The organism is Neisseria sp. P0006.S009, assembly GCF_051962915.1.
Taxonomy (GTDB): Bacteria; Pseudomonadota; Gammaproteobacteria; order Burkholderiales; family Neisseriaceae; genus Neisseria; species Neisseria subflava_E.
In genome coordinates this window covers 1-22,382 of the sequence record NZ_JBQCUV010000006.1, presented here as the reverse complement: position 1 = coordinate 22,382, position 22,382 = coordinate 1, and the positions used below count along the sequence as shown (strand labels likewise).

At 48.4% G+C, this 22,382-nt stretch carries 17 protein-coding genes and 1 tRNA gene; 10 read left to right on the top strand and 8 right to left on the bottom strand.

Features of this window, described 5'->3' with window-relative positions; all coding sequences use genetic code 11:
* The coding region (locus ACTHTK_RS10220) for a YadA family autotransporter adhesin (RefSeq protein ID WP_440379748.1) at positions 1-2,460 on the top strand (2,460 nt) is incomplete at its 5' end.
* Positions 2,461-2,614: 154 nt separating this feature from the next.
* Positions 2,615-5,236, top strand: a complete 2,622-nt coding sequence (pepN, locus tag ACTHTK_RS10215; RefSeq protein WP_440378605.1) for an aminopeptidase N — start codon at positions 2,615-2,617, stop codon at positions 5,234-5,236.
* Between the two features lie 185 nt (positions 5,237-5,421).
* Here pepN and porB read toward each other — a convergent pair whose 3' ends face one another.
* From porB to ACTHTK_RS10185, 6 genes are all read right to left on the bottom strand, one after another.
* On the bottom strand, positions 5,422-6,549 hold the full coding sequence (porB, locus tag ACTHTK_RS10210; RefSeq protein WP_107724250.1) for a trimeric porin PorB: 1,128 nt from the start codon (positions 6,547-6,549) through the stop codon (positions 5,422-5,424).
* 388 nt (positions 6,550-6,937) lie between these two features.
* Positions 6,938-7,951, bottom strand: a complete 1,014-nt coding sequence (gene ilvC / locus ACTHTK_RS10205) for a ketol-acid reductoisomerase (RefSeq protein ID WP_004521030.1) — start codon at positions 7,949-7,951, stop codon at positions 6,938-6,940.
* Positions 7,952-8,012: 61 nt separating this feature from the next.
* Positions 8,013-8,306 carry a putative quinol monooxygenase gene (locus ACTHTK_RS10200; RefSeq protein ID WP_107724249.1) on the bottom strand — a complete coding sequence of 98 codons (294 nt, stop codon included), beginning with the start codon at positions 8,304-8,306 and terminating at the stop codon, positions 8,013-8,015.
* A 66-nt stretch (positions 8,307-8,372) separates the two neighbouring features.
* Positions 8,373-8,864 (bottom strand): acetolactate synthase small subunit, encoded by a 492-nt coding sequence (gene ilvN, locus ACTHTK_RS10195; protein ID WP_107724248.1) that lies wholly within the window; start codon positions 8,862-8,864, stop codon positions 8,373-8,375.
* A gap of 10 nt (positions 8,865-8,874) precedes the next feature.
* Complete coding sequence (ilvB, locus tag ACTHTK_RS10190) at positions 8,875-10,602, bottom strand: biosynthetic-type acetolactate synthase large subunit (protein WP_004521033.1); 1,728 nt, start codon at positions 10,600-10,602, stop codon at positions 8,875-8,877.
* A gap of 389 nt (positions 10,603-10,991) precedes the next feature.
* Positions 10,992-11,076, bottom strand: a tRNA-Leu gene (locus tag ACTHTK_RS10185).
* Between the two features lie 284 nt (positions 11,077-11,360).
* Between ACTHTK_RS10185 and ACTHTK_RS10180 the strand changes: the two genes are divergently transcribed.
* The 4 genes from ACTHTK_RS10180 to hisD all read left to right on the top strand — a co-directional run bounded on the left by ACTHTK_RS10180 (position 11,361) and on the right by hisD (position 14,896).
* Positions 11,361-12,023, top strand: a complete 663-nt coding sequence (locus ACTHTK_RS10180; protein WP_107724247.1) for an SCO family protein — start codon at positions 11,361-11,363, stop codon at positions 12,021-12,023.
* A gap of 81 nt (positions 12,024-12,104) precedes the next feature.
* Entirely contained in the window at positions 12,105-12,758 is a 654-nt protein-coding gene (gene hisG / locus ACTHTK_RS10175) for an ATP phosphoribosyltransferase (RefSeq protein ID WP_063075647.1), read from the top strand.
* Between the two features lie 48 nt (positions 12,759-12,806).
* Entirely contained in the window at positions 12,807-13,532 is a 726-nt protein-coding gene (nfsA, locus tag ACTHTK_RS10170) for an oxygen-insensitive NADPH nitroreductase (protein WP_440378606.1), read from the top strand.
* Positions 13,533-13,603: 71 nt separating this feature from the next.
* Entirely contained in the window at positions 13,604-14,896 is a 1,293-nt protein-coding gene (hisD, locus tag ACTHTK_RS10165) for a histidinol dehydrogenase (RefSeq protein WP_107724245.1), read from the top strand.
* Between the two features lie 107 nt (positions 14,897-15,003).
* On the opposite strand, the gene ACTHTK_RS10160 is transcribed toward hisD, so the two are convergent.
* Positions 15,004-15,885: a prephenate dehydrogenase gene (locus ACTHTK_RS10160; RefSeq protein WP_440367669.1), complete on the bottom strand. Its 882-nt coding sequence runs from the start codon at positions 15,883-15,885 to the stop codon at positions 15,004-15,006.
* A gap of 296 nt (positions 15,886-16,181) precedes the next feature.
* Between ACTHTK_RS10160 and ACTHTK_RS10155 the strand changes: the two genes are divergently transcribed.
* From ACTHTK_RS10155 to ACTHTK_RS10140, 4 genes are all read left to right on the top strand, one after another.
* Positions 16,182-16,676 (top strand): MarR family transcriptional regulator, encoded by a 495-nt coding sequence (locus tag ACTHTK_RS10155; protein ID WP_004521040.1) that lies wholly within the window; start codon positions 16,182-16,184, stop codon positions 16,674-16,676.
* Positions 16,677-16,725: 49 nt separating this feature from the next.
* On the top strand, positions 16,726-18,132 hold the full coding sequence (locus ACTHTK_RS10150; RefSeq protein WP_107724243.1) for an efflux transporter outer membrane subunit: 1,407 nt from the start codon (positions 16,726-16,728) through the stop codon (positions 18,130-18,132).
* 222 nt (positions 18,133-18,354) lie between these two features.
* Positions 18,355-19,545 (top strand): HlyD family secretion protein, encoded by a 1,191-nt coding sequence (locus tag ACTHTK_RS10145; RefSeq protein ID WP_107724242.1) that lies wholly within the window; start codon positions 18,355-18,357, stop codon positions 19,543-19,545.
* Positions 19,546-19,646: 101 nt separating this feature from the next.
* Positions 19,647-21,173, top strand: coding sequence for a DHA2 family efflux MFS transporter permease subunit (locus ACTHTK_RS10140; protein WP_107724241.1), 1,527 nt, complete (start codon positions 19,647-19,649; stop codon positions 21,171-21,173).
* A gap of 42 nt (positions 21,174-21,215) precedes the next feature.
* On the opposite strand, the gene thrB is transcribed toward ACTHTK_RS10140, so the two are convergent.
* Positions 21,216-22,133 carry a homoserine kinase gene (thrB, locus tag ACTHTK_RS10135; protein WP_049323758.1) on the bottom strand — a complete coding sequence of 306 codons (918 nt, stop codon included), beginning with the start codon at positions 22,131-22,133 and terminating at the stop codon, positions 21,216-21,218.
* Positions 22,134-22,382 lie beyond the last annotated feature (249 nt).

Here is a 22,382-nt window from a genome sequence, read left to right as displayed (position 1 = left end):
GTCGAAAAACTCGGCTCCACCGTGACCGTTGCCGGCGACGACAACATCACCACCGAAGCCCAAGACGATAAAGTGACTGTCAAACTGAACAAAGACCTGGTTGTAGACAGCGTCAAAGCCGGCGACACCACCGTTAACAACGACGGTGTGAAAGTAGGCGACGATGTCGCATTGACCCAAGACGGCGTTAAAGCAGGTGACGTCAAACTGACCAAAGACGGTTTGAACAACGCCGGCAACAAAGTGACCAACGTAGCTGCCGGTACCGACGATACCGACGCCGTTAACTACGGCCAGCTGAAAGAGACCAACCAAAACGTCGCCAACAACGCCGCCAACATCGCCAAAGGCATCAACTTCGGCGGTACCACCGGCAGCAACAACTACGCATTGGGCGACACCATCAATGTCAAAGGCGACAGCAACATCATCAGCGAAACCGTAGCCGGTGGTGCACAGCTGAAACTGGCCGATGTATTGAGTGTCGGTCAAGCGGCTCCGGTGAAAATCGATGGCGATAAAGGTGAAGTCAGCGGTTTGAGCAACACTACTTTGGGTGGTAATGATTTTGCCCAAGGTAAACGTGCAGCAACTGAAGAGCAGCTGAATGCGGCCCAAGATCAGTTGGTAAATGTATTGGGTGGCAATGCGGCCAATAATGGCGGCAACATCAGCATGACCGATATTGGCGGTACTGGTGAGAACAACATCCACGATGCAATCAAAGCCGTTAATGCAACTGCCAATCTGCCTTTGACTTTCGGCGGCGACAGTGGCAAAGACGTTGAACGCAAACCGGGTACGAAGCTGAATATTGTTGGCGGTCAAACCGATGCAGCCAAACTTTCAGACGGCAATATCGGCGTTGTAGCGAATGGCTCTGATAAGTTGGAAGTCAAATTGGCTAAAGACTTGGCAGTTGACAGCGTGAAAGCCGGCGATACCACAGTCAATACTGACGGCGTGAAAGTTGGCGATGTCAATCTGACTAAAGCCGGCTTGAACAATGGCGGCAATAAGATTACCAATGTTGCAGCCGGTACCGATGATACTGATGCGGTGAATGTTGCTCAGTTGAACAAAGCTGCGGCTGCGGCTAAGACTGAAGTCGTTCAAGGCGATAACATTGTTGTTACTCAGGATGTCGGCGCCAATGGCCAAACCATTTACAAAGTGGCTACCGATAAAAACCTGAAAGTCGACAGCGTTACCGCAGGCGATACCGTGATGAATAATGACGGTGTGAAAGTTGGCGATGATGTTGCATTGAACAAAGACGGCTTGAAAGCAGGCGATGTGAACCTGACCAAAGCTGGCTTGAACAATGGCGGTAATAAGATTACCAACGTTGCGGCCGGTACGGATGACACCGATGCAGTCAATGTTTCCCAACTGAAACAAGCTGCGGCGGCATCTAAGACTGAAGTCGTTCAAGGTAAGAACATCGTTGTGACTGAAAAAACAGGCGACAAAGGTCAGACTGTTTACGAGGTGGCAACCGATAAAGACTTGGATGTTGACAGCGTCAAAGCCGGCGACACCACCGTTAACAACGACGGTGTGAAAGTAGGCGACGATGTTGCATTGAACAAAGACGGCTTGAAAGCAGGTAAGGTAAACCTGACTAAAGACGGCTTGGACAATGCGGGCAACAAAGTAACCAATGTAGCAGATGGCGATCTCAATGCCAACAGCAAAGATGCCGTCAACGGCAGCCAGTTGTACGCAACTAACCAAAACGTAGCCAACAACGCTGCGACCATCGCCAAAGGCATCAATTTCGGCGGTACGACCGGCAGCAACAACTACGCATTGGGCGACACCATCAACGTTAAAGGCGACAGCAACATCATCAGCAAAACCGTAGCCGGTGGCGCTCAACTGAAGTTGGCTGACGAGATTAGCGTGAAGACAGTGAATGCCGATACCTTCAAAGCAGGCGATACTGTGATGAACAATGACGGCGTGAAAGTTGGCGATAAAGTTGCATTGAACAAAGACGGTCTGACCGCAGGCAATACCGTGGTCAACAACGATGGCGTAACCATCGCTGCACCGACTGAAAGCAATCCGAACAACCAAGTCAAATTGTCTCCTGTCGGTCTGAACAACGGCGGCCAACGCATTACCAACGTGGCTCCGGGTAAAGACGGTACAGACGCGGCAAACGTGAACCAGTTGATTGGTTTGGGTACCGAGTTGCAGAACAATATCAACCAAGTAGGTAAGAAAGCCTACGCGGGTGTGGCCGGTGCAATTGCCCAAGGCTCGATTCCACAAGTAACCCGTCCGGGTGCGACCGGTATCGGCGTCGGCAGCGGCTACTACGGTGGTCAGTCTGCCATGGCCATCGGCGTGTCTGCGATGAGCGACGGCGGCAACTGGATTGTCAAAGGCAACTTCTCGGCCAATACCGACGGTCATGTCGGTGTCGGTGCCGGTGCACTGTATCAGTGGTAAGTTGGCAATGACAGGCAACTAAATTTGCTGCCTGAATAGGAAGGCCGTCTGAAATTTTAGGTTTCAGACGGCCTTTTTTCTGAAAACACTTGAATTTAGGCTATCTGAAACGATATGCTTCATCTATTTACCGCATGACTCTGAAAGAGAACAAATGAGCAAAACCATCCATTATTTGAAAGACTACGCCGCGCCAGCTTACCGTATTCTGAAAACCGACTTGCATTTCGATATTTTAGAACCGCAAACCATCGTCAAATCCAGTCTGACCGTTCAACCTAAAAGAGCAGGGGAGCCATTGGTATTGGATGGTTCGGCAAAACTGCTGTCTGTGAAAGTAAACGGTCAGGCCGTAGATTATGTGTTGGAAGACGAAAAATTGACGATTGCAGGCGTGCCGTCTGAAAACTTCACGCTGGAAGTAGAAACCGAAATTTTGCCGGCTGAGAACAAATCTCTGATGGGTCTGTATGCTTCCGGCGGCAACCTGTTTACCCAATGCGAACCGGAAGGTTTCCGCAAAATTACCTTCTACATCGACCGTCCGGATGTCATGTCTAAATTTACCACCACCATCGTTGCAGACAAAAAACGCTATCCGGTGTTGCTATCTAACGGCAATAAAATCGATGACGGCGAGTTTTCAGACGGCCGCCATTGGGTGAAATGGGAAGACCCGTTTGCCAAACCGAGCTACCTCTTTGCTTTGGTGGCAGGCGATTTGGCGGTAACGGAAGATTATTTTACGACCATGAGCGGCCGTAAGGTCAAAATCGAGTTCTACACCACTGAGACAGACAAACCTAAAGTCGGTTTTGCCGTGGAATCGTTGAAAAATGCGATGAAATGGGACGAGACACGCTTTGGCTTGGAATACGACTTGGATATTTTCATGGTCGTTGCCGTGGGCGATTTCAATATGGGTGCGATGGAAAACAAAGGTTTGAATATTTTCAATACCAAGTTCGTGCTGGCTAACAGCTGTACCGCGACCGATACCGACTTTGAAGGCATTGAATCTGTTGTTGGTCACGAATATTTCCACAACTGGACAGGCAACCGCGTGACTTGTCGCGATTGGTTCCAATTGTCGCTGAAAGAAGGTTTGACCGTATTCCGCGATCAAGAGTTTTCCGGCGACCGGGCCAGCCGCGTGGTACGCCGTATCGACAATGTCCGTATGCTGCGCTTGTTCCAATTCCCTGAAGATGCAGGCCCGACTGCGCATCCTGTCCGTCCAGCCAGTTATGAAGAGATGAACAACTTCTACACCATGACCGTTTATGAAAAAGGTGCGGAAGTAGTGCGCATGTATCACACCTTGCTCGGAGAAGAGGGCTTCCAAAAAGGCATGAAGCTGTATTTCCAACGCCACGACGGTCAGGCGGTAACTTGTGATGATTTCCGTGCTGCAATGGCAGACGCAAACGGCATCAATCTCGATCAGTTCGCTTTGTGGTACAGCCAAGCCGGTACGCCGGTTTTAGATGCTCAAGGCCGTCTGAAAGATGGTGCGTTTGAATTGATCATCAAACAAACCATTCCGGCTACGCCCGATATGGCGGACAAACAGCCGATGATGATTCCGGTCAAAACTGGTTTGCTGAATGAGAAAGGCGAAGCGGTTGAGTTTGAATATCAAGGCAAACGGGTGAAAGAGGCGGTTTTGGTATTGACTGAAGCCGAGCAGACTTTTGTGTTGGGCAGCGTCAATGAGCCGGTTATCCCGTCTCTGCTGCGTGATTTCTCTGCACCGGTTACCCTGAACTATCCGTACAGCGAGCAAGAGTTGGCCACTTTGTTGGCGGCAGATGAAAATGAGTTTGCCCGTTGGGAAGCTGCCCAAACCCTGTATCATCGTGCCATTAACGCCAACCGTCAGGCATTGGCGGAAGGTCGTCCTTTGCCTGAACACAAAGCATTGATGGACGCTTTGGCTTTGGTGGTTTCCGGTGACTTTGATCCGGCATTCCGAGCCATTTTGCTGCAAATGCCGTCTGAAACCGATGTATGGGCAGAAGAAGAAAATATTGACCCGATTCAGGTTCATCAAGCGCGAGAAGCCTTGCTCAATGCTGTTGCCGTTAAGTTCCTGCCTCAGTGGCGCGAGCTGAACCGTCAAGCTACCGAGCAAGAAAACCAAGCCGATGCCGCTGTTCGTTATGAATACAGCCCGGAATTGGCCGGCTGGCGTACCTTGCGCAATGCTTGCAGGGCATTTGTCCTACGTGCTGACTCAGCGCATATCGAACACGTTGCGGAGAATTACGAAGCAATGGCGCAAAACATGACCCACGAATGGGGCATCTTATCCGCAATCAACAGCAATGAAAGCGAAATCCGCGATCGCTTGTTGACGCAATTTGCCGATAAATTCGCCGATGATGCTTTGGTAATGGACAAATACTTTGCCCTGATTGCTTCAAGTCGACGTAAAGATACTTTACCGCAAGTTCAGACGGCCTTGAGTCATCCTAAGTTCAGTATTGAAAACCCGAATAAAGCCCGTTCTTTGTTGATCAGTTTCAGCCGCAATATTCCGCATTTCCATGCAGAAGATGGTAGCGGCTACCGCTTTATAGCCGATAAAGTGATGGAAATCGACCGCTTTAACCCGCAAGTTGCCGCCCGACTGGTGCAGGCTTTCAACATCTGCAACAAATTGGAAGCCAACCGCAAAGCCGTCATGACCAAAGAATTGCAACGCATCAATGCACAAGAAGGTTTGTCCAAAGATGTGGGCGAGATTGTCGGTAAGATTTTGAATGAAAAATAAATCTTGTTTGTTGACCTTATTGTAATTTGACAATAGGGATAGATAGACTAAAGGCCGTCTGAAACCAATTGGTTTCAGACGGCCTTTTTATATATCAACGCTTAAATCAATTTTCGTTGAGGGTAGGGAATAGAATAAAAAAAGAGCCTGCATAAAACAGGCTCTTTTTCATACTAATCCGAAGATTAGAATTTGTGACGCAGGCCAACCAAACCAGAGATGGTTTCAACTTTGTGAGGGCCAGATTCAGCACCACGCAACCAGCCGGCAGAAACCAGAGCAGTAGTGCGTTTAGAGAAGTCGTAGTCAGCACCAACGATAACTTGGTCGTATTGAGTGCCTTTCAGTTTTTCGCCGTCAACTTTAGCTTTGAAGCCGTGAGCGTAAGAAACGCGAGGAGTTACGTTACCAGCGCGGTAAGCGGCAGTAGCAGCAACTTCGATAGTTTCAGCAGGACGGCTGTCCAAGCCAGCAGCAGTACCGAATACTACGTTAGAAGCGTTAGTACCGGCAGCACGCATAGCAGAAGTTACAACACCGTTAGATTGGGCTTCAGCGTAGTCACCCAAAGTTTCCCAGTTTTTAGCGTATTGACCAGCTACAGATACGAACAGGTTGTTAGCATCGTAACCACCTACCAAGCGGTGTACGTGACCGTCTTTTTCAGAAACGGCGTTTTTACGGAAACCACCGGCGTATTGACCGAAGAAGCCAGAGTTTTCGTAGTTCAGGCCAGCGTAGTAAGTGTCACGGGTAGCGTCGTTGTGAGTGTATTTGTCAGAAGGGTTAGCATTGTCACGAGGAGTATATTGTACGCTTGCGCTGAAACCTGAGAATACAGGGCTGTCGTAACGTACAGAAACTGCACGTTCGTCAACACGAGTAAATACAGACATATTCAAAGCGCCGTTGCTGCTTTCCCATTGGTCAACATTGTCACTAGTATTTTTAACAGTAGAGTCCAGTTTACCAGCACGAACTTTACCGAAGCCACCTTCCAAACCGATGAAAGATTCGCGAGAAGCCCACTCTTTGTCGCCACCGGCGATAGAAGTGTTTTGTTCAACTTGCCAGATGGCATTCAGGTTGTTACCCAAGTGTTCGTGGCCTTTAAAGCCGATACGTGAGCCGAAGTCAGCGATTTCAGTAGCAGTTTTAGAGCTTTTCTCGTGACCCAGTTTAGCAGCAGTTTGTTCACCCAATTTTACTTTGGATACTTCAACACCGGCTTTAATTTGACCGTACAGAGTTACGTCAGCCATAGCTGCAACAGGCAGAGCCGCTAGAGTCAAGGCAATCAGAGATTTTTTCATTGCTGTTTTCCTTTTTTAAGTGTGAAGAAGCGAGCATTCGTTCTTCTTATTACGATATCGTTCTCTTTCAACGATTCCATGACCATAATATAAAGGTTATGGCCTAGGAAAACAAATTTTCCTCTTGTTTTGAGTGATTTTTGCAGGGAAACGTTGTTTTTTACAGACAGGGTGGAAGCATAAGGCGGTCTTTTATTTTGGTAATGTGTTTTTCTAAAAGGGAATTTCGGGATGGCTATAAAATATGGGGTATAAAATTAGGTTGTGAATATTGTTTATCGTGTTTTCAGACGGCCTTGGTAATTGGAATTTATCGTGTACTGGGTTTGCAAATATATAAAAAACCTGCCTGATTGCTCGGGCAGGTTTTATTTGATCGAAAGACAGATTAGTTTTTGTCTTGGTCAACCAGTTTGTTTTTGGCAATCCAAGGCATCATAGAACGCAGTTGAGCGCCGACTTTTTCAATTTGGTGATCAGCAGTCAGACGGCGACGGGCTGTCATGCTGGCATAGTTGACGGCACCTTCTTGGATGAACATTTTAGCGTATTCGCCGGTTTGGATGCGTTTGAGGGCATTGCGCATGGCTTCGCGGGATTTGTCGTTGATGACTTCGACGCCGGTTACGTATTCGCCGTACTCTGCATTGTTGGAAATGGAGTAGTTCATGTTGGCGATGCCGCCTTCGTAAATCAGGTCAACAATGAGCTTCATTTCGTGCAGGCATTCGAAGTAGGCCATTTCTGGGGCGTAGCCTGCTTCAGTCAGGGTTTCGAAGCCGGTTTTGATCAATTCAACCACGCCGCCGCACAATACGGCTTGTTCGCCGAAGAGGTCGGTTTCGGTTTCTTCGCGGAAGTTGGTTTCAATCACGCCGCCTTTGGTACCGCCGTTGGCTGCGGCGTAAGACAGGGCGATGTCACGTGCTTTGCCGCTTTTATCTTGGTAAACGGCGATCAGGGAAGGTACGCCGCCGCCTTTCAGGAATTCGCTGCGTACGGTGTGGCCTGGGCCTTTAGGGGCAACCATGATAACGTCGAGGTCGGCGCGGGGTACGATTTGGTTGTAGTGTACGTTGAAGCCGTGGGCGAACGCCAATACTGCGCCTTCTTTCAAGTTAGGCTCGATTTCGTTTTTGTATACGATAGGTTGGTTTTCGTCAGGCAACAGAATCATTACAACGTCGGCTGCTTTGGTTGCTTCAGCAACAGTGCGCACGTCGTGGCCGGCTGCTTCGGCTTTTTTCCAAGAGCCGCCTTGGCGCAGACCGATGACGACATTTACGCCGGAATCTTTCAGGTTTGCTGCGTGTGCGTGACCTTGTGAACCGTAACCGATGATGGCAACAGTTTTGCCTTTGATCAGAGAAAGGTCAGCGTCTTTATCGTAATAAACTTGCATTTTATTTCCTTAGTGTAAGAGGGTTCCGGACAATCCGGGTTGAGTTAAAAGTAATAGGGGCTTAGGCAGGGACTTGGTTCATCAAGACAATTTCCAATGCTTCGGTTTTTCCTTCGATGGATTTGACGAAGTTTTGGAAATGTTCGCTGGCATTGTGTTCGTCAATAGCTGCTTGGGATTTCCAGCTTTCTACGAATACGAAACGGTTGGGTTTGCTGATTTCTTGGTGCAGGTCGTAGCTGATGTTGCCTTCTTCTGCACGGCTGGCTTTGACCAATTCTTTAAACTGGGCAGCCAGAGCCTCGGTGTATTCGGGTTTGACGGTAACTAATGCAACGATTTGGATGCTTGACATGGTTGTCTCCTACTGGTTTTCAGACGGCCTTTGTAGAAAGCAAAAGGCCGTCTGAACGATACAGCGTTAAATTTTCAAAATACGCTCGCCGCGGCCGATACCGGCTGCACCTGTGCGTACGGTTTCCAAAATTTGAGCGCGACCGACTGTCTCGAGGAAAGAGTCGAGTTTTTCGGTGGAACCTGTGATTTCGATGGTGTAGCTGCGGTCTGTTACGTCAATGACGCTGCCACGGTAGATTTCGGTCAATCGCAGGAATTCATCACGGTCTTTGCCGACGGCGCGGACTTTAACCAACATCAGCTCGCGTTCGACAAAACGGCTTTCGTTCAAATCGACCACTTTGACAACTTCAATCAGTTTGTTGAGTTGTTTGGTGATTTGCTCGATGACGTTCTCATCGCCGTGGGTAACAATGGTCATACGGGACAAGGTTTTGTCTTCGGTTGGGGCTACGGCCAGGGAGTCGATGTTGTAATCGCGTGCGGAGAACAAACCTACCACACGGCTCATCGCACCTGATTCGTTTTCCATCAGAATAGATAAGATATGTCGCATTTCTTTCTCCTTACGCTTTTGCAATATCGCGCATATGCGGCGGCAGAACCATTTCATCCAAACCTTTGCCGTTGCCGACCATAGGCAGTACGTTTTGTTTCTTGTCTGTCAAAAAGTCGAGGAATACCAAACGGTCTTTTTGGTTTAATGCTTCCAACAGGGCGCCTTCGACGTCGGATTTTTTGTCCACACGGATGCCGATATGGCCGTAGGATTCGGCCAGTTTGACAAAGTCGGGCAATGAATCGAAATAGGTTTCTGATTCGCGGTTGCCATAATACAGCTCCTGCCATTGGCGAACCATACCCAAATAGCCATTGTTTAATGTAACGACATTGATGGGGACATTATATTGGAAGCAGGTGGACAGCTCTTGGATATTCATTTGAATAGAGCCCTCGCCTGTGATACAGAAGACGTCTTGTTCCGGAGCCGCCAGTTTGGCACCGAGGGCGTAAGGCAGGCCTACACCCATCGTACCCAGACCGCCGGAATTGAGCCATTGGCGGGGACGCTCGAATGGATAATATTGAGCGGCAAACATTTGGTGTTGGCCAACGTCGGAAGTAATAATGGCTGAGTTTTTGGTAATTTCTGCCAGTTTTTGAACAACGTATTGCGGTTTAATGATTTCGCTGTCGTTTTCAAACCACAGGCAGTTGTGCGAACGCCATTCTTCGATGGTTTTCCACCATTTGTCCAATGAGTCGGCTGAAGGCGCAGTTTCTTGTTTGCCCCACAGATGAATTATTTCGGTCAATACGTTTTTGACATCGCCGACAATCGGAATGTCCACTTTAACGCGTTTGGCAATGCTGGACGGGTCGATGTCGATATGGATGATTTTTTTGGGTTTATCCAAGAATTTTGACGGTACGGAAACAACGCGGTCGTCAAAGCGCGCGCCGATTGCCAAAACGACGTCTGCATTTTGCATCGCCAAATTGGCCTCGTAGGTACCGTGCATGCCCAACATGCCCAAGAATTGGCGGTCGCTGGAAGGGTAAGCGCCCAAACCCATTAATGTGCCGGTACAGGGTACGCCGGTCATGCGGATAAATTGGGTCATCTCCTCGGAGGCATTGCCCAATACCACGCCGCCGCCGAAGTAAACGATGGGGCGTTTGGCAGAAGCCAGCATTTGTACGGCTTTTTTAATTTGGCCGATGTGACCTTGTACAACCGGTTGGTAGGAGCGGATGAAGATGTCTTCTTGCGGATAGCTGAATTTGGCCATCGCTTGAGTAACATCTTTAGGAATATCGACGACAACGGGGCCCGGACGGCCGCTGGCGGCAATTTGGAAGGCTTTTTTAATCGTATCAGCCAGCTCACCAATATTGGTAACCAGGAAGTTGTGTTTGACACAAGGGCGGGTAATGCCGACCGTATCCACTTCTTGGAACGCATCTGTACCGATGAGGGAATTGCCCACTTGGCCGCTGATGATGACCAGTGGGATGGAATCGCTGTACGCGGTAGCAATGCCGGTCAATGCGTTGGTTACGCCCGGGCCGGAAGTTACCAAGGCCACGCCGACTTTGCCGCTGACGCGGGCATAGGCATCTGCTGCATGTACGGCTGCCTGCTCATGGCGGGTCAGAATGTGCTTGAATTTGTTGAGTTGGAAAATGGCATCGTAGATTTCGATAACCGCACCACCGGGATAGCCGAATACGTATTCAACACCTTCGGCTTTGAGACTTTGCACGACGATTTGTGCGCCTGATAATTGCATATTGACCTCTTTTATGCGGTTTCTAACCAATAGGAACAATCCGCCTCACCACAGCACCTGTAATGCAATTCCGCCAAGCAGCGATTTAGGGTACGCGCATTGAGGGAATACGGCGACAGTCAGACTGTCCAAACAATTGGAAAGGAACACAGAGTTTGTGAAAAAGAGTAGAAACGATAACGCAAACCGACTGTTCAATCAAGATAAAATCTTTCATCTTTTAACATTTGAGACGGGAAAATAGATTGAAGGTTGATTTTAAAGAAATAAAAAAAACAGTTTTATTGATCTTGGTGTGGATGGATTGTTGACAGTTTGAGTAAGGAGAAGGTTTTGCAAATGAAGAATAGCAAAAAACCTCTTGACTGAATCAAGAGGTTTTTAAAATTTGGTGCCCAGGGTCGGACTCGAACCGACACACCTTGCGGCGGGGGATTTTGAGTCCCCTGCGTCTACCAATTTCGCCACCTGGGCTAGCGAAGAAGTCGTCATTATAGCGAGTTCTCGAATCTTGTAAAGCAGTAATTGAAAAAAAAATGGATTATTTTTATATTTGTTTGATTTTTAATGAATTAAACTTTTTACGTTTGACGGCTATCTAAATGGAAGTCAGATTTTTAAAACAAAAAAAGCAGTATTTATCTTCAAAAAGGGCTACATTTAATGTGTCAAACGCGTTAATATGAAGATGTTTTGTTTTTATATCGGCCGGGCGGTTGTTTGGCCTCACTTATTTGAAACGGTTTTGGAGAAAATTTATGCTTTCCGTCACACGAACTTTCTTACTCAGTGCTTTTGCATTGGCTGCTCTGGTTGCTTGTCAGCCTAAAGAGGAGGCCAAGGAGGCTTCTTCGACACCTGCCGCTTCTGCTGCGCCTGCTGCTTCCGGTGAATCTGCACCCAAAGCGCAAGCGCGTGGTACCGATATGCGCAAAGAAGACATTGGCGGCGACTTTACATTGACCGATGGCGACGGCAAACCTTTCAGTCTGAGCGATTTGAAAGGCAAAGTGGTTATCCTGTCTTTCGGTTATACCCACTGTCCTGACGTATGCCCAACCGAGTTGCTGACTTATAGCGACACGTTGAAACAATTGGGCGATCAGGCTAAAGACGTGAAAGTAGTATTTGTCAGCATCGACCCTGAGCGCGATACGCCTGAAGTAATCGGCAAATACGCCAAACAGTTCAACCCTGATTTTATCGGCCTGACGGCTACCGGCGAGCAAAGCTTGCCAGTCATCAAGCAGCAATACCGCGTGGTATCGGCTAAAGTAAACCAAAAAGAAGACAGCGAAAACTATTTGGTCGATCACTCTTCAGGTGCATATTTGATTGATAAAAACGGTGAAGTGGCGATTTTCTCGCCTTACGGCAGCGAGCCTGAAACGATTGCGGCTGATGTGAAAACTTTATTGTAAAACCGTAGTTAAGGCCGTCTGAAATGGGTTGTGGATTTCAGACGGCCTTCTTGCTTTTGATACGGCAAAGGAAAAGAAAAAATGACCGACACACTTTTAACGATTGCTTTATCCAAAGGACGGATTTTTGAGGAAACCCTGCCGCTGTTGGCCGCCGCCGGTATTGTGCCTGTGGAAGAGCCGGAAAAATCGCGCAAGCTGATTATTGGTACCAATCATGACAACATCCGTTTGGTGATTGTGCGCGCGACCGATGTGCCGACTTATGTGCAATATGGTGCGGCGGATTTTGGCATTGCCGGTAAGGATGTGCTGATTGAGCATGGCGGAGATGGCCTGTATCAACCTTTGGATTTGCACATCGCCTCATGCCGCATGATGGTTGCGGTTAAAAAAGGTTTTGATTACGCCGCTGCGTCCAAACCCGGCAGCCGCTTGCGGATTGCCACCAAATATCCCGACATTGCCGCCGAACACTTTGCCGACAAGGGTGTGCATGTGGACATCATCAAACTGTACGGCTCGATGGAGCTTGCGCCTTTGGTCGGTCTGAGCGACGCGATTGTCGATTTGGTTTCCAGCGGCAATACGTTAAAGGCCAATGGTTTGGAAGCTGTGGAACATGTGGCTGATATTTCGAGCCGCTTGGTGGTCAACAAAGCTGCTTTGAAAACCAAATATGCGTTGTTGAATCCGATTATTCAGGCATTTGAAAATGCCGCTAAGGCCGTCTGAAAAGTTTTTGGCAAAAACTGTCTGCCAACCCAGTTTGAAAGCCCCGTTATGATGCAAAGCAAACCGACACTCGATACGATTCTTTCCCATCGTTCCATCCGTAGGTTTACTTCCGAACCGATTGCCGATGAAATCCTCGATACGCTGGTTTGCGCCGGACAGCAGGCTTCGACTTCCAACAACCTGCAATGCGTTTCCATCATCCGCGTATCCGATCTTGCGCTGAGGCAGGGGATACATGAAGCGGCAGGAAGCGCACCTTATATTGTCCATTGTGCGGAGTTTTTATTGTTTTGCATCGATTTTTCCAAACACAAGGCAATGTTTCCCGATGCGCAAATCGATTGGGCGGAGGTAACCCTGATTGGCGCGGTCGATGCAGGTATTATGGCGCAAAACGTATTGCTTGCCGCCGAATCGCTTGGGCTGGGCGGCGTGTATATCGGCGCGCTGCGCAATAATGTGCAAAAAGTATCGGACGTATTGAACCTACCGGATTATTGCGTGCCTTTGGTGGGGTTGTGCCTCGGTTATCCCGACCAAGACCCGCCGCTCAAACCGCGCCTACCTAAGCAAATGGTGTATGCCGAAAACGCCTGTCCGAGCCTGAATGCCGAGGCGGTTGAAGCCTATAATCAGGCAGTGGCGGATTATTATGAGTTGCGCAAGGGCAGTCCGATACCTTGGAAGGAATCGCTGGCCAAAACCTTGGGTAATCTTGTTCGGCCGCATATGTTGGCGTTTTTGCAGAAAAAAGGTTTTTTGAAAAAATAATGTTCAGACGGCCTATGTGTGGCTGAGGCCGTCTGAAAACAATAGGAACGAAACAAGGAAGAGAGCAAACCATGAAGAAACTCGACACTCAATCCCCTGATTTTCAAGCCGAACTCAAAGCGTTACTTGCTTTTGAAACCGCGCAAAACCCTGAAATCGACCGTATTGTTGCCGACATCTGCGCCGATGTTCAAAAACGCGGCGATGCGGCGCTGATTGAATACACCAACCGCTTTGACGGCACATCCGCACAAACCATCGACGATTTAATCCTGACGCAAGACGATTTGCAGTCTGCGTTTGAGCGTTTGCCTGAAAATATTCAGACGGCCTTGAAAACGGCCGCGAGACGGGTAGAAAGCTACCATAAACACCAAAAAATGGAGTCATGGACTTACGAAGACGAAGACGGCACGCTTTTGGGCCAACAGATTACGCCGCTTGACCGCGTCGGTATTTATGTTCCGGGCGGTAAAGCCGCTTATCCGAGTTCCGTCATCATGAACGCCATGCCTGCCCACGTTGCCGGCGTGAAAGAAATCATCATGGTCGTTCCCACACCGAAAGGCGAGCGCAACGATATTGTGTTGGCGGCTGCTTTTGTGGCCGGTGTGACCAAAGTGTTTACGGTCGGAGGCGCGCAGGCGGTTGCAGCTTTGGCCTATGGTACGGAATCTGTGCCTCAAGTCGATAAGATTACCGGCCCGGGCAATGCCTTTGTCGCTGCAGCCAAACGACGCGTGTTCGGTGTGGTCGGTATCGATATGGTGGCAGGGCCATCTGAAATTTTGGTGATTGCGGATGGTACGACGCCTGCCGATTGGGTGGCTATGGATTTGTTCAGTCAGGCAGAACACGATGAAATTGCACAAGCGATTTTGATCGGTACTTCTCAAGCGTATTTGGACGAAGTTCAGACGGCCATGAACCGCCTGATTGAAACCATGCCGCGCCGTGCGATTATTGAAGCTTCATTGGGCAACCGCGGCGCAATGATTTTGGCTAAAGACTTAGACGAAGCCTGCGAAATCGCCAACTATATTGCCCCCGAACACTTGGAATTGTCGGTCGAAAATCCGCAAGAGTGGGCGAAAAAAATCCGCCACGCCGGTGCGATTTTTATGGGATGCTATACCAGTGAAAGCCTTGGCGACTATTGCGCAGGCCCCAACCACGTTTTGCCGACCAGCCGCACGGCGCGTTTCTCTTCTCCTTTGGGAACATATGATTTCCAAAAACGCTCCAGTCTGATTCAGGTTTCAGAACAAGGTGCGCAGAAATTGGGCAAAACCGCCAGCGTGTTGGCGCATGGCGAAAGCTTGACCGCGCACGCCAGAGCGGCTGAGTTCCGTTTGAAAGACTGAGTGAAACGTTGAAGTCGTAAGAAATCCAAAAAGGGCATCTAAACAGATGCCCTTTTTATTGTGATGAAGGTTTGGCCGATAAGGCATCAGGCCGTCTGAAAACAGGTTTAACGGTTTTTCAGCCAGTCATTACGCATTTGTGCGGCTTCTTCAAAATAGCGGTAAAGCTCGGTTTTGTTGCCTTCTGAAAGGAGTTGTTCCAATTTGGATAATTGTTCCTTCAAATCGCTGGTCAGTTTGAGCAGGGCAGGGCGGTTGGCCAGGCAGATGTCTGTCCAGACGGCAGGGTGGCTGGAGGCAATGCGGGTAAAGTCGCGAAAGCCGGTGGCGGCATAGGGGAGGTAGTCTTTGCCGTGCGGATGGTCAACCAAAGCGTGGACATAGGCAAAGGCGGTCAAGTGCGGCAAGTGGGAAACAGCGGCAAAAATATTGTCGTGTTCTTCGGCACTCATGGTCGAAATTTGCGAACCAACCGCCTGCCACAGGCTTTTCAGCCGTCTCAGGCCATCTGAAGCCTCTTGGCCGTGTAGCGTAATAATCAGGCGGCTGTTTTGAAACAAACCGCAACGCGCGGATTTTGCCCCGCTTTGATCCGAGCCGGCAATCGGGTGGGCGGCAAAACATTGCGGCAGGCGGTCGGATAAGTGAGTGCGGAAGGCATTAAGTGCCGATTGTTTGGTGCTGCCGACATCGGAAACGCAGGCAGTGTCTTTTAAGAAGGGCTTGATGTCGCGGCATACGTCAGGCAGGACGGAGACTGGAGTGGCAATCAAAACCAAATCGGCGTTGCCGATGCTTTTGGCGCAAATATTCGGATAGGCATGGTCGATGATGCCGCATTCGAGTGCGTAATTGAGGTTGTCGGCATTGGTGTCGATGCCGGTAACGGTTTGCACCAGTCCCAAGCGTTTGAGGTCGAGCATGAACGAACCGCCGATTAAACCGACGCCGATAAGGGTGATATGGGGGAAAAAGGCGGAAGTGTTCATGGTTTGAATCCGGTACAAGTGGAAAAACTTATTTTAATCCGTTATGGAGGCCGTCTGAAAGTTGTCGTCAAGGTTTCAGACGGCCTTTTTTAGGGGCGAATTTTCATGATTTAGGCATAGAAAACTCCGTTTAGTAGGAGCATGTAACCGATTATCAGATTTTCATACACTAAAATAATCATCTGAATTAGTATAACGTCTTAAAGTAAGTAATTGGTATCTTAAAGTAAATTATTACATCATATTTTATTTTGATTGATATCGAATAAAATAATTCACTCAGAAAGAAGGAATTTATGAGTTTTTCACAAACCGAATTAGTCAACGCAATGCGTTTGCTTTCTACCCGTCTGCCGCAGTTTCCGGAGCAGCAAAACCAAGTATCCCGTATGTTGCGCATCGTAACCGAACGTTTGAGCAGCCATTTGAACGAAAACCTGAAAGCGTTCGGCATCAATGAAAACCTGTGGTTTTCCCTGATGGCGGTTTACGTCAGCCCAAACAGCGAAATCCTGCCTTCGCGCTTGAGTGACCTGATGGACTTGACGCGTACCAGTGCAACACGCCTGTCGGACGACATGGTTGAGCGCGGCTGGGTAGAGCGTTATATCAATCAGAAAGACCGTCGTCAGATTGTGCTAAAATTGACCCCTTCAGGTGAGACCTTCATCCACGAAGTATGGCCACAAATTGCCCGTCAGAGCGGCCAGGCGTGGGAAGATTTCACGAAAGAGGATTATGATACGCTGCAACACCTGTTGGGTAAACTGTTGAACCGTTTGGGCAATTGACAACAGACGGCCTGATGGTCTGCGGCAGGCACACATAAACGGAGTCTGTATGAAATTAGGTTTGGTCAAATCAAGCGTATGCGTTGCCGCTGTTTCGCTGTTGGCGGCATGTGCGCCGTTCGGCAAACAGTCGCCTTTAGATGAGACAACAGCCTATCCGCTGCCGCAAGGCCAATCTGCCGCTACTGCCCAAGACGGCTGGTGGATGAAGCTGAAAGATAAAAAATTAAACAATTTGATTGCTTCCGCCATTCAGACGTCTACCAATCTGCGTGTCGTCAAGGCAAGGTTTGAGCAGGCTCAGGCGCAGCTGGGCGTTGTAGGAGCCGCCAACAAACCGCAAGTCGGCTTGGGCGTTACAGGTCTGGGTGCTTATGTTTCACCCAAACCTCAAGCCGGTATGGTTGATACCGACCATACATTGGTTTTGGCGAACGCAGCCTTGCAAGGCAGTTTGGTTTTCGACTTTTGGGGTAAAAACCGAGAGCAGATTCAAGCTGTTTTAGGAAAAAGCCAGGCAGCGGTGTATGAATCGCATCATATCCGCACCGAGTTGGCTCACGCCGTTGCCGCCCAATATTTTGCGTGGCAGATGGCGGCAGAACAACTGGCGCTGCTAGATACGCGCATAGAGTTAGCGGATAAGGCATTGAAACTGATGCAACAACGCGTTAAAGCGCAGCTGGCTCCTGCCGATGCCTTGCACGCTCTGGAAATGGCGCAACAGCAATTACAGCTTGAAAAATCGGCATGGACTCAGAAAAATGAGAAAATCCGCAACAGTCTGGCTGTATTGACCGGCCGAGTGCCGGGTGCATTAAATGGACAGGTTCCGGAAAAAATGGCGGCTGTGCCGTCATTGCCGGTTAGCCGTATTGAAGCGGACTTGCTGGCAGTTCGTCCCGATATCGCGGCACAAAAAGCCTTGCTTGAAGAGAAATGGCATATCGTCAAATCGACCGAGGCAGAGTTTTACCCGAATATCGAGTTGAAAGTTTTGGCAGGTATGACGCACATTGATGCGTTCAATCTGATTCGCGGACGGACTTCCGGTATGTTGGGCATCGTTCCGGCTTTGAATCTGCCATTGTTTACTTCCGGCGCGCTGCAATCCAAATTGGCGGGCAAACGTGCCCAGTATAACGAGCAGGTTGCCGTGTATGACCAAACTGTTTTGAACGCCATGCGTTCGGCGGCAGATGCTGTAGTCGACTATCAAAGCCTGAAAAGCCGACAAGATACTTGGAACAAGATGGTCAATATTGCCGATAAATCTGCACAAAATGCAAAAGGACGTGTTCGTGCAGGTTTGGATAACGGCTTGAGCGCCTTGCAAAAACAAGATGAAGCTGTGCGTACGAAAATGTCGGCAGTTCAATACCATGCAGAATATCTGACAGCTTGGAGTAACCTCAATGCCCAGTTGGGCGGAGGCTTTAAATTAAATAAGAAATAAACGTTTTATCAAAACGTAGGCCGTCTGAAAGTAATTTCAGACGGCCTTTTGCTTACCTTATTTACATTTGCTACCGGAAGAAATTATTGTAATGAATAGAGTGTAACTATAGAATATGACTCTTTAGCGCGTTAAACGCGCGTATTGGGGCTGATGGTATAAGTCAGCGCCCAGTAAGACAATAATATCGTTATCACATGTGCAAAATTAAAGTTGGGACTTATGGATACTCAATCAGAAAAAAATAATGTCCAAAATGAAACGGAAGTAGCCGCTTCCGGCGCTAAAACGCATCGCAAACGCAATTTGGTTATCGTTACACTCCTATTCCTTATTACGGCAGCTGTAGTTGCTTTGGCGTATTTCCTGTTTTGGCAGCATGAAGAAGAAACAGAAGATGCTTATGTGGCCGGTCATTTGGTGATGATTACGCCGCAGGTAAACGGCACGGTGCGCAAAGTCATGTATGACGATACGGATGTCGTGAAAAAAGGCGATGTTTTGGTGGCTTTGGACGACAGCGATTTTCAGCTGGCATACGATCGTGCGCAAAATGAATTGATTCAGGCCATCCGTCAAAACAAACAGCAAACTGCGGTCAATTCAAAAGCCAAAGCGCAAGTGTTGTTGCGCAAAGCCGATTTGGCCCGTGCGCAAGCCGATTTGCGCCGCCGCGAATCTTTGGCGGGTACGGAAGCGGTTTCCGGAGAAGAACTCAGCCATGCCCGTGCCGCTGTGGTTCAGGCTCAGGCTGCATTGAAAGCAGTTGAGGCGGAAGAAGTTTCTGCTCAGGCAGCGTTGGGCAGTAATATTCCTCTGCGCCAACAACCGGCAGTTCAGACGGCCATCAGCCACATTAAAGACGCTTGGCTGAATCTGCAACGTACGCAAATCCGTTCTCCGATCAGCGGCCAAATTGCCAAACGAAATGTCCAAGTCGGCCAACGTATCGTGCAAGGTACGCCGATGATGGCTGTTGTGCCTCTATCTGAATTGTGGGTGGATGCCAACTTTAAAGAGTCGCAACTGCGCAAAATGAAGATCGGCCAGCCTGTTGAAATGACAGCCGATTTGTACGGCAGCAAAGTGGTTTACCATGGCAAGGTAATGGGCTTGTCGGCAGGTACGGGCAGTGCGTTCTCATTACTGCCGGCGCAAAATGCAACGGGCAACTGGATTAAAGTCGTTCAACGTGTGCCGGTGCGTATCAGCTTGGATGCTAAAGAATTGCAACAAAATCCGCTCCGTGTCGGTTTGTCGATGACTGTTAAAGTCGATATTGCCGAGAAGGGCAGCGGTAAAGCCATGACTGCCGAAGCGGAACGAAATACTGCCTTGCCGGAAACGGAAAGTGTGGATTGGAAAGCCGCCGATGCTTTAGTCGATAAAATCTTCGAGCAATACGCAAAATAATCTTTTCAGACGGCCTGAGTCTTTTATTGAAGGCTCAGGCCGTCTGAAATATTGATTCTCTTCAATCGACCGCTTTGGCGGTTGTCTTATAGTTTAAAAATATGAATTATCCGCCGTTACAAGGGTTTAAGCTGGTGTTGGCAACTTTGGCGCTCAGCTTGGCCGTATTTATGGAAGTCTTGGACAGCACCATCGCCAACGTCGCCGTGCCTGTTATCGCAGGGGATTTAGGCGCGGCTACCACGCAGGGAACTTGGGTGATTACCTCATTTGCCGTAGCCAATGCCATTTCCGTTCCCTTGACAGGTTTTTTGGCCAAGCGGTTTGGTGAGGTTAAAATCTTTATCGCCGCCGTGATCGGGTTTGTCGTAACGTCATGGCTGTGCGGTATGGCACATAATCTTCAAGCCTTGGTTTTTTTCCGTGTATTGCAAGGTTTCATTGCCGGGCCATTGATTCCTTTGTCCCAAAGCCTGTTGATGGCCTCCTATCCGCCTGAAAAACGAACATTGGCACTGGCCTTATGGGCGATGACTGTCGTCGTTGCCCCTGTATTGGGACCTATTTTGGGCGGTTGGATTTCGGACAACTGGCATTGGGGATGGATTTTCTTTATCAATATCCCAATCGGGATTTTATCCGCCTCCATTGCTTGGAAACAGCTTAGACACAGGGAAACCGAAATTATTAGGGCGCCAATCGATTATGTCGGGCTGGTGTTGATGATTGTCGGTATCGGCGCATTGCAAATGATGCTTGATAGGGGCAAGGAGTTGGACTGGTTTGCCTCGGGAGAGATTATCGTTTTAGGTGTTACCGCTTTGGTGTTCCTGACATATTTTATTGTTTGGGAGCTGGGCGAGAAATACCCGATTGTCGATTTGTCATTGTTTAAAAATAGAAACTTCACAATAGGCGTTGTTGCGACATCGTTGGGCTTCATGGTTTATATGGGTACATTGACCCTGTTGCCTTTAGTGTTGCAATCAAATCTCGGCTATACCGCTACTTGGGCCGGTTTGGCTGCTGCGCCGGTGGGTTTTTTGCCGATTATTCTGTCGCCGATTATCGGTAAGTTTGGTAATCGCGTCGATATGCGCCTGTTTGTCAGTGCCAGCTTTTTGGTGTTTGCCTACACATTCCATTGGCGAACCGATTTCTATGCCGGCATGGATATGAGCAACGTCGTTTGGCCGCAGTTTTGGCAGGGTTTAGGCGTAGCCATGTTCTTCCTGCCTCTGACCAGTATCACCTTGTCGCATATGAAAGGTAATCAAATTGCCTCGGCCAGTAGCCTGTCTAACTTCTTGCGTGTCTTTATGGGCGGTGTCGGAGTATCTGTTGTCAGCACCATGTGGGAACGGCGTGAAGCTTTGCATCATACTCAGCTGACCGAACATATTAATTCATTGTCCTCAATCAGCAACCAATCTATTCAAGGCATGATGGCCAATGGTTTAAGCAAGGAGCAGGCTTTGGTGGCGATAAATAGCACCATTTCCCAACAAGGCTTTATTATTGGCTCAAATGAAATTTTCTTGGCAGGCAGTATCATATTCATCAGCATGATCCCCATTATTTGGCTGGCAAGGCCGCCATTTAACGGCTCTAGTGGGGGAGGACATTAAATAAAAGGCCGTCTGAATTTCAGACGGCCTTTTATCTATATATTATTTAAGACTCAATAGCAGATCCCTAAATGCATTTGGATCTTTAATAAACGTCATTTCTCCTGATTGAGGGAAATGGAAATCGAGCAGGCGAGATACCCAGAAACGGATACATCCGGCTCTTTGTGCAGTAGGGAAATATGCACGTTCTTCATCAGATAAAGGACGCACGCTTTCATAGCCATGGATAAAAGCATCATAAAGAGCAGGGTCTAATTTATTATCGGCTGTCCGCGCCCAGTCGTTAACTGCAATGGCCAAGTCGTACATGAAATTACCATTGCACGCATAATAAAAATCGATAAAGCCGGAAACTTCATCTCCATTAAGCAGTACATTGTCTTTAAATAAATCGGCATGGATAATACCAGAAGGCAAATGTTCTCCAAGATTTTCATCTAAAGCAGCAATTTCAGCTTGAAGCAGTTTGGCATCTTCGCTATCTAAAACCGGGAGTAACTGGGTGCAGGCATCATGCCACCAGCCATCATAACGGGGATTTTTCATTTTTAAAGGAAAATCTTGGCCGGCTAAATGCATTTTGGCCAACATCGCACCAGTGTGGAAACATTGTGCCTCAGTCGGCCAGCCGGTATCGGAGCCATTCAAACAAGTTACCAAGCAAGCAGGTTTTCCGGCTAAAATAGAATGCAGTCCACCATCTTTACGAGCAATCGGAGCGGCGCAGGCAACGCCATTTTGGCTCAAGTGTTGGTTTAGCTCTAAAAAGAAAGGTAGTTCCTCTGATTTTAAAACCTCAAAAACAGTCAACACATAACGACCGGTTGAGGTAGTCAGAAAATAATTACTGTTAGTAATCCCTTGGGCAATCCCCTGCAAAGAGACGAAATCTCCCAAATCATATTGCAGCAAGAAATCGCGCATTTGAGCGTCGGAAACACTGGTATAGACAGACATAGCAAACTCGAAGCTGAAATAAACTCAAGGAAACATCATACCAAAAAACAAGCGTCAACAATATAAATTAAAGTATAGGTCAAATTCAAAAGGCCGTCAGAAAGAGCATTTCAGACGGCCTTTGTTTTGTATTTTTTTGTATGTATGGGGAGTGTAGGAAGTTTGATTGTATTTTTTTAGAAATAAAAACCCTGTTAAAACAGGGTGGTGGTTAAATTTCTAGAAATAATTTTGCGAAAGGTGTTGACT

Excerpts from the sequence above, each read along its gene's own strand:
- pepN (WP_440378605.1), top strand. The coding sequence starts at position 2,615 with ATGAGCAAAACCATCCATTATTTGAAAGACTACGCCGCGCCAGCTTAC.
- porB (WP_107724250.1), bottom strand. The coding sequence starts at position 6,549 with ATGAAAAAATCTCTGATTGCCTTGACTCTAGCGGCTCTGCCTGTTGCA.
- ilvC (WP_004521030.1), bottom strand. The coding sequence starts at position 7,951 with ATGCAAGTTTATTACGATAAAGACGCTGACCTTTCTCTGATCAAAGGC.
- ACTHTK_RS10200 (WP_107724249.1), bottom strand. The coding sequence starts at position 8,306 with ATGTCAAGCATCCAAATCGTTGCATTAGTTACCGTCAAACCCGAATAC.
- ilvN (WP_107724248.1), bottom strand. The coding sequence starts at position 8,864 with ATGCGACATATCTTATCTATTCTGATGGAAAACGAATCAGGTGCGATG.
- ilvB (WP_004521033.1), bottom strand. The coding sequence starts at position 10,602 with ATGCAATTATCAGGCGCACAAATCGTCGTGCAAAGTCTCAAAGCCGAA.
- ACTHTK_RS10180 (WP_107724247.1), top strand. The coding sequence starts at position 11,361 with ATGCTTTCCGTCACACGAACTTTCTTACTCAGTGCTTTTGCATTGGCT.
- hisG (WP_063075647.1), top strand. The coding sequence starts at position 12,105 with ATGACCGACACACTTTTAACGATTGCTTTATCCAAAGGACGGATTTTT.
- nfsA (WP_440378606.1), top strand. The coding sequence starts at position 12,807 with ATGATGCAAAGCAAACCGACACTCGATACGATTCTTTCCCATCGTTCC.
- hisD (WP_107724245.1), top strand. The coding sequence starts at position 13,604 with ATGAAGAAACTCGACACTCAATCCCCTGATTTTCAAGCCGAACTCAAA.
- ACTHTK_RS10160 (WP_440367669.1), bottom strand. The coding sequence starts at position 15,885 with ATGAACACTTCCGCCTTTTTCCCCCATATCACCCTTATCGGCGTCGGT.
- ACTHTK_RS10155 (WP_004521040.1), top strand. The coding sequence starts at position 16,182 with ATGAGTTTTTCACAAACCGAATTAGTCAACGCAATGCGTTTGCTTTCT.
- ACTHTK_RS10150 (WP_107724243.1), top strand. The coding sequence starts at position 16,726 with ATGAAATTAGGTTTGGTCAAATCAAGCGTATGCGTTGCCGCTGTTTCG.
- ACTHTK_RS10145 (WP_107724242.1), top strand. The coding sequence starts at position 18,355 with ATGGATACTCAATCAGAAAAAAATAATGTCCAAAATGAAACGGAAGTA.
- ACTHTK_RS10140 (WP_107724241.1), top strand. The coding sequence starts at position 19,647 with ATGAATTATCCGCCGTTACAAGGGTTTAAGCTGGTGTTGGCAACTTTG.
- thrB (WP_049323758.1), bottom strand. The coding sequence starts at position 22,133 with ATGTCTGTCTATACCAGTGTTTCCGACGCTCAAATGCGCGATTTCTTG.